A 13,263-nucleotide genomic window follows, 5' to 3' on the forward strand; every position below is an offset into this window, starting at 1 on the left:
TGGATGAATTGCATCAGCGAAGCTGCTTGTCATTGACATTTAGCTTAGGTGCGAAGTAACATCTGACAGCCTGAATGATTGCAACAAAAAGTTAAAGTTTTACTGACAACTAGCTTGACAATGAGCGCAAGAAAACTTAACAAAAGAAGAAAGAAAAGTTTTTTCTGACAAAATGATTGAGGAAGCTGAAAAGATAACAGAATTATATTTACAACAACAGAAATTTCATGAGCGAGTACTGAAGATGATTGGTGTGGGGGTAACACTGGTTTTAGGAGTGACAGTAACAGTGCTTGGGGGGAAAGCCATTGGTAGTGAGGATGATTTGCCTCAACTTGCTGATGACAATTTGAATGTTACATAATAGATTTAAATATAATTGAAAACAGGACGAGATTTACAAAATGAAGAGGCTCAGAAAAAGGTGTTCTGGGCCTTTTGGCGTAGAAAAATAATTGTAAGTTTAAAAGAAGAATTTAGCAGGCAATTTTATACTTCATCTATTGATATACATTGTAACCATCAAAGAAGATTAAGCAACAAAATTTAAAGAAACGGAGGAACTGGCAAGAAAAAGGGTGCAATTACAGTGGAAAAAGAAGGATAAACGATGTACATAAAAACGAATTGACCGTTGATAAAATTTAGAAATATGAATATAATAGTAACAAAAGAAAAATAAAAACGTAAAATCCGTTTTTAATCTGGAGGTTCCATATGAAATTATTGAGAGTAACAGCACAAGGTTTACCATTATTTAAAGAAAAGCTGGATTTACCCTTTTATGCGCAACAAAGAGTTGAAGAGGAAGATAGGATAAATTTGTGTTCGTTGTTTTCCAATATATATCTAAATCCGTCTAACGCATTTATAGGAATCAATGCTTCAGGAAAGACATCTGTTTTAAAGGTGCTTCTTCTCGCATTAGGAATTATAAATAACGAACCAATCAACCATATTAATACTAAGGAAATATTAGGAAATACAGAAAAAGCTGTTTTGAATATATATTTTTATTCAGAGACTAATAAGGAAATTTGCAAGTTGGAAACGGTTATTACATCTAAGAATACAAAAGTAGAAGGAACGGTGTATCGAATTGTTTCAGAATCATTGTGGTCAAAGAAAGTTGAAGAAGTAACAACACGTAAAGCTATGTTGACTTTTGATGGGAGAGAACCAATCATTGTTCGAGATGAACAGGAAAGCTTTTTGTCTGATGATGTAAGTATTATGATTGCATACAATAAGAAAACTGGTGAACATATTAAAGTAGTCAGCATGTTACTTTTTACTAATATTAATGTATTACCATTTTCAGAAGGCATCTCAGCGGAGGTTATTTCTTACTTGGATCCAACAATTGAAAATCTATATTTTGAAGAAAAAAATGAGAAACCGGTAATTCACTTGAAGTTTAAAGGAAAAGAAGAGATTGTATTGAACAATGCAATAGAATTGAATAATTACCTTTCATCAGGAACAGTAAAAGGAATGATTACGTTTACACTGGCGCAGGAAGTTCTGAAAGATGGAGGATGTCTGATTGTTGATGAGATTGAAAACCATTTTAACAAAGAAATAGTAAGTACTTTAATTCGTTTCTTCATGGATGGAAAACTGAATAAAAATGGTGGAATGTTAATTTTTTCTACTCATTATCCAGAACTTTTAGATGAATATGATCGTAACGACAGTATATTTATTATTAGAAATCGGGATGGAATTACAGCCGAGAATCTTTCTAACATTTTAAAAAGAAATGATATTAAGAAAAGTGATGCTTATCAGAGTGGATTCTTGGAAGGAACGACACCTACGTATGAAGCTTATATGCAGTTGAAAAAAAGTATAGTTGCATCTCTGAAATAGGAGGTGCGTTATGGAGTTGGCAAAATATAAAGCGTGTATATGTGAGGGGGCAGCAGAAAGTGCTATTATGGATATTCTTTTGGATGCAGAACTGCTTGTGTTTTCAAGAGAAGAGATGCTAGAGGAGGCTGTGATCCGTTGCCGGGACGGTAAGAAATTTGAACAGAAATATTTGAGAAAAGGATTTGCGGAAAAGATATCGGTAATCAGAATATTGGACTCAAGAAGAGAAAAATTTAAAATTGGAAAAGCATATGAACATAAAATAGATGTTATCAATGTAATTACTGCACCGGAAATAGAAATGCTGATTATCTTTGCTGAAAATCAGTATAAAGAATTTAAAAAGTCAGGGAAAAAACCAAGTGATTTTTGCAAGGAAAATCTAAGAATGCCAGATGTAAAAACTTATGATTTTGTGCTTGATTATTTTTCAGATTCGAAAATTCTTGTGGCAGCAATAAAGGAATATCACAGAACAGCTAAGATTCCAAAGGGCGAATATACACTGCTTGACTTGTTAAAATAAAAATTATATTAATGCAGTTTGGAGACGAATATGGGAAGAGCATCAACAAAAGAAAATAAAAACATATACCAGATTAAACGAGAAGAACTTGGATTGACAAGAGAAAAAGCAAGTGAAATCATAGGCTCAGTAACACCGGAGCGTATAGAAAAGATAGAAAATGAAAGATCAAATCCACATCCGGACGAAGTGCGTGCAATGGCGGAAGGCTATAAAGCACCACATTTATGTAATTATTACTGTGCGAATGAATGTCCGATCGGACAGCGGTATGTACCGGAAGTAAAGGTAAAAGATTTATCACAGATCGTGCTGGAAATGCTTGCTTCACTCAACTCCATGAATAAAAAGCAGGAACGGTTCATTGAGATCACTGCTGATGGCAGTATTGGTGAAGAGGAAGTAGAAGATTTTATAGAAATACAAAATGAACTTGAGAAAATCTCAATAACAGTAGAAACACTGCAGTTATGGTCGGAACAGATGCTGGCAAATGGCGCTATAGACATGGAAGTGTATAACAGAAAGAAAAATAACCAAAAAGAAGAATAAGAGATGCTATTTTTCTAAAAAAGTAAAAAACCGGGATATTAACACGCCGATAAATTCATTTAATGAAAAAAGAAAGAACCATATAATCATAGTGAAATGATTAAGTGTGTCAGATGCACACACGAAAACGAAAAGGAGATAAGAAAATGTTAAAAAAATTTATGGTGCTTGCAATTGGCGTGATTATGGTCGCGGGAATAATGACCGGATGTGGCAGTAAAAAATCAGATGAGGAATTGCAAAAAGATATCATTAATTCAGCTATAGACAAAGCTGATCAGGTACCGGCTACAGGTGACACGAATGAAGATTATGAAAAAGGCGATTTCAAGTATAACAGTGCTGGTGAGATTATAGGTCTTACAGACGAAGGTAATGAGAAAGAGACGATTACCATTCCGAAAGGAAAGAACGTAATAAGCACACTTTTAACAAGAAAGTCAAAAGCGAAAGAATTAAATTTTGAAGGAAGCGTTGATCCGGATTATGATATGTCGTATATGTCCGATCCACATTCCAACTTAGAGAAAGTTGTATATCCAGAAGGCATAGAAACGGTAAGCCGTGAATTCGCCTACTGCAGCAAGTTAAAAGAAGTAGTGCTGCCGAGTTCGGTGAAAGAATTGGAAGGTTTTGCATTTTCGGATGCAGAATCCCTCGAGAAGATTAATTTAGAGGATACACAGATTGAAATCGTGCGGCAGGGTACATTTTTAGATTGTGAAAAAATGACAGAAATCCATTTGCCAGATACAGTAAAAAAGATCCTTGAATATGCAATTCCGAAAAATGTTGTGGACATCTACATCGCAGATAACACGGAAGGTGGATGGTTCTCTGATGATATAATTCACGATAATGAAGGCACAAAAGTACGTATCCATATGAAGCAGGGCTCAGCAAGTGATCAGTATTATGCCAAGACCTTTAGTGAAAGTACAAAATTTGAAGTAGTATATGATTAATTAGCATTTTTGTAAGACCCTCTAAAAATGTTGGGGTAACGAATATCAAATATAATTCGTTACCCCAACATTTATGTTAGAGCTATTTTTTTGGTTTAAAAAATTGCAATTTTTTTAACTAAGTAGTAGAATTAGTATAAAAAAATAAAGTATATTGAACTAACAAAAAGAGCAGTTTAAAAAAGTAAAAGAAAATAGACTAAATTGCGCTTGGTATAAAAAGAATAGAGATATTAGACTAACAAATTTGGTAGTTCAAAATGATGAAAAAAATTAAACTAAAGAAAAGGGGCGAAATGCGCAATGAATTTTGAGGAGATTTATAAAAACGTGCCAAAACCACATATACCAGAAAAGTTACCAGTTGAGCTTTCTGCAGCATTGTATGATTGCGAAATAATAAAACTTATATCAAAAGCGAATAATGCAATGGGGGCATATAGAGGTTTTTTGCTTAATACTATCAATCCGATGTTGCTTATTGCGCCATTGATGTCGCAAGAGGCTGTTCTTTCATCAAAGCTTGAGGGAACACATGCAACGATTGAAGATTTCATTAATTATGATGCAGGAAATGAGGTTGCCGTATCTAAAGATGAAATGCAAGAAATAATGAATTATAGAACTGCATTGTTTTATGCATTAGATAAAATGTCTACTATATCTGATGAGTCAGAAGAAGGAAGGCATAAGTTACCATTAAGTGTTCGTTTGATTAAGGAAATGCATAAAATTTTATTAGATAATGTAAGAGGTAAGACGAAAAGCCCAGGTGAATTCAAATCCGAACAGAATTATATTGGTAATTCAAATAAGATAACCTTTACACCACTTCCACCGGAATTAACTTTGGATTATATGGCAAATTTAGAAAAATATATTCATCATGAAGAAGTGGATCTGCTAGTACAGGCGGCGTTATTGCATTGCCAGTTTGAGATGATTCATCCATTTAAGGATGGAAATGGAAGAATAGGCAGACTGTTGATACCTTTGTTTCTGTATTATAGAGATATGTTGCCAGTTCCGACATTTTATATGAGTGCTTATTTTGAAAAAGACAGAAATATGTATCTAGAAAAATTATCAGCTGTTTCTAAGGATAATGATTATGCAGCATGGATTAAATATTTTTTGGAAGGTGTGATTGAGCAGGCCGAAATTAATACTATGAAGGCCAAAAAAATGCTAGGTATGTATAATGACTTTAAAGAATTATGCATATCCGAAATGAGTTCTAAATACGCAATTATGCTTTTGGATGAAATATTTAAAAAGCCGATGTTTAAGGCTAAACAAGTTCAAGATATAATACCTGGAAGTAAAGGCACCTTATATAATATGTTAGATGAATTTGTTGAGAAAGGTATTTTGAGGAAAGACGAAAAGGTCAGAAATACAACGTATTATTGTCCTGCAATTTTAACATTGTTATAAAAGCTACCTACCTTAGTGAAAGTACAAAATTTGAAGTAGTATATGATTAAGATGCTGAATTCGCTTCGAAGCAGTTAGCAGAAGAAGGTGCAGAATGGAAACCCAGGAGCAAAAGCAGAGACGAGGGGCAAGGAGCAATCAGAAGCTCAAGATCCTTTATCTGGCAAAAATTTTATTAGAAAACACAGATGCAAACCATGATATCACATTGCAGGAGATCATCCATAAACTGTCCGCAAACAATGTGACTGCGGAGAGAAAGAGCCTGTATGACGATATAGCACAGCTCGACGACTTTGGAATCAAGATCCGGAAGACGCAGTATGGCAAAACGTATCACTACCAGGTGATTAATCGGGATTTTGAATTGGCCGAATTAAAGCTTCTTGTTGATTCCGTAGCATCGGCAAAATTCATTACCGAGGAAAAATCCAATGAACTGATTAAGAAAATCGAGCATCTTGCAAGTAAACAGGATGCGGCAATGCTGCAACGACAGGTATATGTTGCCGGGCGTGTGAAAGCAATGAACCGTGATATTATGGAAAATGTCGATGCAATCCACAATGCCATTGCGCAGAATTCAAAGATCTCCTTCCAGTATTTTCAGTGGAATGTGAAAAAGGAACCGGAACTGAAAAAAGATGGCGCAAGGTATGTGATCAGCCCCTGGGGATTATCCTGGGATGATGAAAACTACTATCTGGTTGGATATGATTCAGACGCAGGAATGATCAAACATTATCGTGTAGATAAAATGCTTCACATAAAAGTGGAAAATATAAGCCGCGAAGGAAGATATAAATTCAAAGAACTGGATATGGCAGCTTATGCCAAAAAGATGTTTCATATGTTTAGCGGAGAGGAACAGAATGTAGAAATTCTGTGTGAGAACCGTCTGGCTGGAGTTATGATCGACCGGTTTGGAAAAGATATAAGAATGCTTAAGGCGGATGAGGAACATTTCCGGATTGTTGTGAAGGTGGCCGCAAGTATGCATTTTATTCACTGGATCATGGCATTGGGCGATGGCGCCAAAATTATTGGACCTGAAAATCTTGTGGAAGAGGTACGCGGGGAAATCAACCGTTTAACGGCACAGTACAGTAAATAATAGAACAAGCAAGAGATCAGGATAATAATTTGAAGTGTAAAATTCGGTAATGGATTGTTTTATTATTGAAATTGTGATAGAAATATGATATTTTAAAAATGTAACATAAAAAAAGTTACATTTTTAAAATTGATGGGTATATGAAAGATTATTTAGAAAAAACATTACGTCAGAAGGTTAATATAAATAAAACAGAATATTTAAATGATAAGTTGCCGTTAGCTTTTCGGGGAAGGTATTTCTTTTATAAAGTCGAAACCAATGGCTCACCTTGGATAGCAATTCAACCTAAGAGTGAAGTCGGTTTGGTAATGCTTAGAAAGGATCATGCCAGAATTGAAAAGGCATCAGGTCTCAATTGTGCTATCTTTTTAGAGAAAACAACTTTTTATATAAAGGAAAAGTTGGTGGAAGAGGGCATTCCATTTGTAATTGAAGGAAAGCAGATGTATTTGCCATTTATTGGATATTTGCTTTCAAATAAAAATGAGAGAGAAATTGCTCCGGTACATTTGATTTCTTATCTGACTCAGCGAATCATATTTGTCTCAATATATGAAAAATGGGAGAATGTAACTGTATCAGAAGCAGCAGTAAGACTAGGCGTCACGAAAATGTCAGTCAGCAGATGTTTTGATGAAATGGAGTATTTGAACGTGAACATTCTTGGTATGAAAGGAAAATCAAGAGTGATTACTGTTCCGACAGACATAAAGAAGTTGTGGGATGATATGCAAACAGTTTGGAGAAATCCTGTTATTGCAAGGTATGAACTTAAAGATGATATCGGGTTAGAGAAAAAAGCTGGGATTAGTGCATTGTGTGAATACTCATTACTCTCAGATAATAAATATCCAACTTATGCTATTACGAAAAAGGAAATAACCGGATCAGGGATTAAAAAGATGAAACAAGCGCATCCAGCAGAAGAAATAGGTTGCGTTGTTTTGGAACTGGGATATTTTATTGACTTTGAGAATAAGGCTTTACAAGATCCGCTCAGTGTTGCATTATCTCTTACGGAAGCAGAAAAACAAGATGAACGAGTTAATATCTCAACAAATGAGATGTTAGAGAAGTATGTATGGTAAAAGGTTTAAATACACAATACAGTAAATAACAGAACAAAGATTCGACAAAATGCAAAGTACGAGTGAAGATTTATGGACTCGTAATTTGGCATAATAGAGTCATCCTAAGAAAGAAACAAATTCTTAGATGACTCTATTTTTTTACAGATTAATAGGAGGTTGATCGTATGGCTATACATGATTGGAATTATGGTGGGAAAAAGAATGGAACAAAATTTTTCATAGTGCTTGCAATCATAGGAATGATTTTCATGATAGGGCTGATCTCTGATACCAGTGAGCCGAAATGCATAGAACCTGGATGCGATAATAAACAGGCGTCGAATAGCAGTTACTGCTATCTTCATAAGCCATACACAGGAACATCATCCGGTAACTATAGCAGGGACAGTAAGTCAGATACATCAAGCGATCCATCTTATAACAGTAAGTTTAAGAATACAACATCAGGTTCAAGTGGATCTTCTAAGCAATATAACTCGTATGATTCATATGATGATGGATACGATGACATCGAGATGGATGGTGATTATGATTATGACAGATACGACAGCGACAGTGATTATGCAGATGGTGTAGATGATGCAATGGATGAGTTCGATGGGGACTGGTAAGTTGCAAGTAAATATTTGATAACTGAGTAAGAAGGAGGAAAAAGAATATGGAAGAACTGTTTTTTACAATTGCAGGCTGCAATCATTATTTCGGCAGTGAATTTATGGAAAAAGGAATGAAGGTGAAGCTGCTCAAGGAGCCGGACAACGAGTTTGACAAAGAAGCAATACAGGTAAAAATCAAAGGACTTGGAAAAGTGGGGTATGTGGCAAACAGCCCGTTTACCGTTAAAGGTGAGTCAATGAGCGCCGGCAGACTGTATGACAGGATTGGAAATAAGGCAAAAGGAAAGATTGTATTTGTTGTTGATGGTGGAGTTGTATGCAAAATTACTGATGCAGGATTGGAACCAGGAACTGCTGTAATTGAAAAAGATATGAAATCTGATAACACACTTTATACGTAAGCGCTTGAGTACAACAGAACAAATCGGCCTGGAAATGTCAAGAAAGTCCAAATAGAAGGCTTTAATTTGATATTTTCAGGCGGATTTTGTTATTTTAGGTCAATAAAGATAAAAATGATTTAAAATATTAGCATGTAGGAATATAATATTATTAGTATTGTTTTATGGAGAAGGTAAGATATTGGCTGATTTGATAATTGATAAAAAATACTATAATGCGCTCGATATAGAGGGATTCTCAAAGATGATGAATTCCCCTTCGTATTGCTATAAGTTTTATTGGCTCGAAGCAATTGTGCAGCTGATATCTGAAAATAAAACAGAAGCTACATACGATGAAATAATCAATAAGATGATTTCAAATGCCTGGTATCCGGTCCTGGAATATCATATTCACTTGAGTGGAATTTATGGAGAAGGAATCATTAAGGATAACCTTGAAAAGGCAGTACTAAGATTAAAGAAATTAAGTCAGCTTGATAATGATGCTGGTAATATAGAAATCATTAATAAATTACATGAATTCTCAGAGGACAAAGAACTTACAGATTATAAAAAGGCACTTACTTTGAATGTTCCATATAAATCTTTATCGGGATTTGCAAATCGCGGAACAGAGAAGATTGATTTAAATAGCAGTGCCGGAAGAATGATGGCGTATTATAACAGATTGAGTCAGTCTGAAATTTTATTGCCATATACATTTAATGATGATAAAGGCTTAAAGAGAGGCATCACCTTCAATAATAGCTGGATTCAAATGATTCGAGATAATACGGTTAATATTCTCGGTTGGATTCAATTGGAAAAGGTTAAGTGGTTGCAGAACAATAATCCAGAAGTCCCTGGATTAGTATATAAACTTGCTCCTGCGGATGAGAAAATGCGTAAACTTACAAATGCAAGAAAACTGTGGAATGCGGTGCTTAATGTGGTGCCGATAGTTGATGTGTTTAAAGATGAGCTGATCGATACGGAGAAATATGATTTAGATCATTTTATACCATGGTCATTTGTGATGAATGATGAACTTTGGAATCTTATGCCAATGGATTCGTCTTTGAATTCAAAGAAAAGCAATAAGCTTCCACAATGGGATTTATTTTTTGACAGATTTGCAGATAACCAGTTCACTTTATATGAATTACTGTATGACAAGCCTGGAATTCACAAGTTATATGAAGCGTGCTACAGAGATAATTTACATTCAATATGGGCTAATCAGGAACTTTATCGAAAAGGGAATTCAAGAGAAGAGTTCCATGTCATTTTAAACAAAAATATGAGGCCGGTATACGATTCAGCAAGAAGACAAGGATATGAAATCTGGAATCTTGCATAGGGGGATTAGATGAAAGTATATAACAAATTAGTTCGAGATAAAATTCCAGAGATTATTGAGGCAGATGGGAAAACTTGCAAAACACGTATCTTATCAAATGAAGAATATATCGCTGCACTTGAAGTAAAGCTGAATGAAGAAGTTGCTGAGTACCAGCAGGATAAGAATCTGGAAGAGATGGCAGATATTCTTGAAGTGTTACAGGCTATCTGTGTGGCAAGAGGATATTCGTTAGAAGAATTGGAAGTAATGAGAGCGAAGAAGGCTAGTGAAAGAGGTGGATTTGTGGAGAAGATATTTTTGGAGAGCGTAGAGTAAGGAATATTTGTGGAAAATGGAGAACGATAATGAGCAATATTGATGAAATGCGAGTGGGGTTTGAAACTGCATTTGTTGATGGTAATGTAGCATCTAATCTTGCATATAAACCACAATTTATATCGAATAATTATAAAGAAGGGAAAAAGGTACTTTCATCCATAGAGGATGAGCTCTTAGCATGCGATCAGTTTCAAATTAGTGTCGCTTTTATAACACTTGGTGGAATAGAACCATTGCTCTTAACATTAAAAGAACTAGAAAAAAGAAATATTCCAGGAGAAATTCTAACAACGAATTATCTTTATTTCAGTCAGCCCAAAGCACTTGAAAAATTAAATGAATTAAAGAATATAACACTTAAAATGTATGATGTCGAAGCAGCCAAGGAAAATTTTCATACGAAAGGATATATCTTTAAAAAAGAAGAAGTATATCGAATTATTATTGGAAGCTCAAATATGACAAAATCTGCTCTAACCTCAAATCGTGAGTGGAATACGAAAGTTGTATCTACAGAGCAAGGTGAGATTGCACAAGAAATAGTTGCTGAATATAAAGATTTATGGGAATCACCATATGCACTGTTGTATGATCAATTTTATGAAACTTATAAAGAAAAATATGAGATAATAAAAAAACAGCGTAAAATTGCAAAACAGGATATAATACCTTCAATTGAAAAATATAAGTTACAACCAAACAGCATGCAAGTTGGATTTATTACTAATCTTAAGAAAATTATTGAATCAGGACAAGAGCGTGCGTTACTTATTTCAGCTACAGGTACAGGAAAAACATATGCATCTGCTTTTGCTATGCGAGAATTAGGATTTAAGAGAGTTTTGTTTCTTGTACATCGTGGGCAGTTAGCAAGGCAGACCAAAAGATCATATGAAAAAGTTTTTGGTAAGTCTGTTTCTATGGGATTAGTGGGCGCTGGATATCGCGAATATAATGCAGATTATGTATTTGCAACGGTTCAGACATTGAACCGTGATGAGCATTTGCTTCAATATGACAGGAATGCATTTGAATGCATTATTTTGGATGAAGCACATCATGTTCCTGCTGATACATATCAGAAAGTAATGAAGCATTTTACACCAAAACTTTGGCTTGGAATGACTGCCACTCCAGACAAACGAGATGATAATATAGAAGGCAGAAATGTCTATGAACTCTTTAATTATCAGATTGCTTATGAGATTCGATTGCAGCAGGCAATGGAAGAGAATCTATTATGTCCCTTCCACTATTTTGGAATTACAGATTTATCTATTATTGGTGATAATGAAGAGATCGGTCGCGATTTCTCAATGCTTACTAGTGATGAGCGGGTAAAACATATTATCAATCAGGCTGATTATTATGGGTATAGCGGTGACAAGGTGAAAGGATTGATCTTTTGCAGCAATATTAAAGAAACGGAACAGTTGTCTGCAAAATTTAATCAGATGATTAATCCATCCACCGGTCAGAGATTCAGAACAATTGCTCTCAATGGTGGTGCTTCGGAGCAAGAAAGACAGAATGCATTTGAAAGACTTGCTATGAATGAAGAAGATGCGACTGCTGATACGCAACCATTGGATTACATTTTCTCAGTTGAAATTTTAAACGAAGGTGTTGATATTGTTGAGGTTAACCAGGTTATTATGCTAAGACCAACACAATCACCAATTGTATTTATCCAGCAGCTTGGACGAGGTCTTAGAAAAGCAAATGGAAAAGAGTATGTAGTAATTCTTGATTTTATTGGGAATTACAATAATAACTTTATGATCCCAATTGCTTTATCTGGAGATAGAACCTACAATAAAGACAACATTCGTAGATATATCATGGAAGGTGGAAGGATTATTCCTGGGGCTTCCACAGTTCATTTTGATGAGATTAGTAGAAAGAAAATTTTTGCATCTGTTGATAATGCGAACTTCAGTGATATTAAACTTATCAGAGAAAACTATACAAATCTAAAGAATAAGCTTGGGCGAATCCCAAGATTACGTGATTTTGATGATTATGGCGAAATGGATGTCCTTAGAATTTTTGATAACAATAGTCTTGGATCGTATTACAAATTTTTAGTAAAATATGAGAAAGAGTATAAGGTGCGGTTATCTGAGGACGAAGAAAAAGTAATTGAATTTGTTTCAAAGAAATTAGCAAGTGGTAAACGTATTCAGGAACTTAAAATGCTGAAGAGAATGCTTGCATATGCTCATGGATTATCCCAAACTGGCTTATTTGCTGGATTATCTGAGGACATGAAAGAGTATGGAAAAAATATTAGTCAGGATCAAAAGGAAAACATTGTAAATGTTATGACAAATGAATTCCCTGCTGGAGCAAGTAAGAAGACATATTCCCAGTGTGTATTTATTGAAGAAGAGGGAACTGATTATAAACCAACGAAATCTTTTATGCAGATGATGTCAGATAATGAATTTTATGATGTTCTCCAGGAACTTGTTGAGTTTGGGATTAGTCGATATGAAAGAGATTATAAGAATACTTATGATCAGACAGATCTGGTTTTATATCAGAAGTATACATATGAAGATGTTTGCCGGCTTTTGAACTGGGAACAAAATGAAGTCCCATTGAATATTGGTGGATACAAGTTTGATAAAAAGACAAAAACATTTCCTGTATTCATTAATTATGATAAGTCAGAGGATATTAGTGATACCACAAAGTATGAAGATCATTTTGTACCAGGATTTAGAGATCGCTTGATCGCAATTTCAAAGTCCGGAAGGAGTCTGCAGTCAGAGGATGTACAGAATTTCTTGAAAGCAAAGGAACGTGGAATCCGAGTGGAACTCTTTGTGAGAAAGAACAAAGATGATAAAGTTTCAAAAGAGTTCTACTATCTTGGACATATGACGGCAAGTGGAAATACGAAAGAATTTACAATGGCCAACACCGCCAAAACAGCGGTGGAAATAGAGTGGATACTAGATGTTCCAGTCCGTGAAGACATTTACGAGTACATTGTGAATTCTTAATTGGAGGA

At 34.8% G+C, this 13,263-nt stretch carries 13 protein-coding genes; all 13 read left to right on the top strand.

The features are described from left to right. Positions 1–172 precede the first annotated feature (172 nt). The 13 genes from FYJ75_RS11670 (at position 173) to FYJ75_RS11730 (ending at position 13,255) form a co-directional block, all read left to right on the top strand. Positions 173–364: a hypothetical protein gene (locus tag FYJ75_RS11670; RefSeq protein WP_154430621.1), complete on the top strand. Its 192-nt coding sequence runs from the start codon at positions 173–175 to the stop codon at positions 362–364. Positions 365–717: 353 nt separating this feature from the next. Next, positions 718–1,872 (top strand): AAA family ATPase, encoded by a 1,155-nt coding sequence (locus tag FYJ75_RS11675; protein WP_154430622.1) that lies wholly within the window; start codon positions 718–720, stop codon positions 1,870–1,872. Between the two features lie 10 nt (positions 1,873–1,882). Further along, on the top strand, positions 1,883–2,401 hold the full coding sequence (locus FYJ75_RS11680) for a hypothetical protein (protein ID WP_154430623.1): 519 nt from the start codon (positions 1,883–1,885) through the stop codon (positions 2,399–2,401). A gap of 30 nt (positions 2,402–2,431) precedes the next feature. Continuing rightward, entirely contained in the window at positions 2,432–2,953 is a 522-nt protein-coding gene (locus FYJ75_RS11685; RefSeq protein WP_154430624.1) for a helix-turn-helix domain-containing protein, read from the top strand. Between the two features lie 146 nt (positions 2,954–3,099). After that, the gene (locus FYJ75_RS11690; protein ID WP_195839005.1) at positions 3,100–3,918 is read left to right on the top strand and encodes a leucine-rich repeat domain-containing protein; all 819 of its coding nucleotides are present in this window, start codon (positions 3,100–3,102) and stop codon (positions 3,916–3,918) included. Between the two features lie 303 nt (positions 3,919–4,221). Beyond that, positions 4,222–5,355: a Fic family protein gene (locus FYJ75_RS11695; RefSeq protein ID WP_154430626.1), complete on the top strand. Its 1,134-nt coding sequence runs from the start codon at positions 4,222–4,224 to the stop codon at positions 5,353–5,355. A gap of 94 nt (positions 5,356–5,449) precedes the next feature. Continuing rightward, positions 5,450–6,469 carry a helix-turn-helix transcriptional regulator gene (locus tag FYJ75_RS11700; protein ID WP_154430627.1) on the top strand — a complete coding sequence of 340 codons (1,020 nt, stop codon included), beginning with the start codon at positions 5,450–5,452 and terminating at the stop codon, positions 6,467–6,469. Positions 6,470–6,609: 140 nt separating this feature from the next. Continuing rightward, the gene (locus FYJ75_RS11705; RefSeq protein WP_154430628.1) at positions 6,610–7,560 is read left to right on the top strand and encodes a hypothetical protein; all 951 of its coding nucleotides are present in this window, start codon (positions 6,610–6,612) and stop codon (positions 7,558–7,560) included. Between the two features lie 167 nt (positions 7,561–7,727). Then, positions 7,728–8,174, top strand: coding sequence for a hypothetical protein (locus tag FYJ75_RS11710; RefSeq protein WP_154430629.1), 447 nt, complete (start codon positions 7,728–7,730; stop codon positions 8,172–8,174). 47 nt (positions 8,175–8,221) lie between these two features. Further along, positions 8,222–8,581 carry an HIRAN domain-containing protein gene (locus FYJ75_RS11715; protein ID WP_154430630.1) on the top strand — a complete coding sequence of 120 codons (360 nt, stop codon included), beginning with the start codon at positions 8,222–8,224 and terminating at the stop codon, positions 8,579–8,581. A gap of 157 nt (positions 8,582–8,738) precedes the next feature. Next, positions 8,739–9,923, top strand: coding sequence for an HNH endonuclease domain-containing protein (locus FYJ75_RS14360; protein ID WP_235907095.1), 1,185 nt, complete (start codon positions 8,739–8,741; stop codon positions 9,921–9,923). 9 nt (positions 9,924–9,932) lie between these two features. Continuing rightward, entirely contained in the window at positions 9,933–10,241 is a 309-nt protein-coding gene (locus FYJ75_RS11725) for a nucleoside triphosphate pyrophosphohydrolase (RefSeq protein ID WP_154430631.1), read from the top strand. A 29-nt stretch (positions 10,242–10,270) separates the two neighbouring features. Continuing rightward, positions 10,271–13,255, top strand: a complete 2,985-nt coding sequence (locus FYJ75_RS11730) for a DUF3427 domain-containing protein (protein ID WP_154430632.1) — start codon at positions 10,271–10,273, stop codon at positions 13,253–13,255. The last annotated feature ends 8 nt before the right edge of the window (positions 13,256–13,263 follow it).

This window comes from Roseburia porci, assembly GCF_009695765.1.
In the GTDB taxonomy this organism is placed as follows: Bacteria; Bacillota; Clostridia; order Lachnospirales; family Lachnospiraceae; genus Roseburia; species Roseburia porci.

Excerpts from the sequence above, each read along its gene's own strand:
- FYJ75_RS11670 (WP_154430621.1), top strand. The coding sequence starts at position 173 with ATGATTGAGGAAGCTGAAAAGATAACAGAATTATATTTACAACAACAG.
- FYJ75_RS11675 (WP_154430622.1), top strand. The coding sequence starts at position 718 with ATGAAATTATTGAGAGTAACAGCACAAGGTTTACCATTATTTAAAGAA.
- FYJ75_RS11680 (WP_154430623.1), top strand. The coding sequence starts at position 1,883 with ATGGAGTTGGCAAAATATAAAGCGTGTATATGTGAGGGGGCAGCAGAA.
- FYJ75_RS11685 (WP_154430624.1), top strand. The coding sequence starts at position 2,432 with ATGGGAAGAGCATCAACAAAAGAAAATAAAAACATATACCAGATTAAA.
- FYJ75_RS11690 (WP_195839005.1), top strand. The coding sequence starts at position 3,100 with ATGTTAAAAAAATTTATGGTGCTTGCAATTGGCGTGATTATGGTCGCG.
- FYJ75_RS11695 (WP_154430626.1), top strand. The coding sequence starts at position 4,222 with ATGAATTTTGAGGAGATTTATAAAAACGTGCCAAAACCACATATACCA.
- FYJ75_RS11700 (WP_154430627.1), top strand. The coding sequence starts at position 5,450 with ATGGAAACCCAGGAGCAAAAGCAGAGACGAGGGGCAAGGAGCAATCAG.
- FYJ75_RS11705 (WP_154430628.1), top strand. The coding sequence starts at position 6,610 with ATGAAAGATTATTTAGAAAAAACATTACGTCAGAAGGTTAATATAAAT.
- FYJ75_RS11710 (WP_154430629.1), top strand. The coding sequence starts at position 7,728 with ATGGCTATACATGATTGGAATTATGGTGGGAAAAAGAATGGAACAAAA.
- FYJ75_RS11715 (WP_154430630.1), top strand. The coding sequence starts at position 8,222 with ATGGAAGAACTGTTTTTTACAATTGCAGGCTGCAATCATTATTTCGGC.
- FYJ75_RS11725 (WP_154430631.1), top strand. The coding sequence starts at position 9,933 with ATGAAAGTATATAACAAATTAGTTCGAGATAAAATTCCAGAGATTATT.
- FYJ75_RS11730 (WP_154430632.1), top strand. The coding sequence starts at position 10,271 with ATGAGCAATATTGATGAAATGCGAGTGGGGTTTGAAACTGCATTTGTT.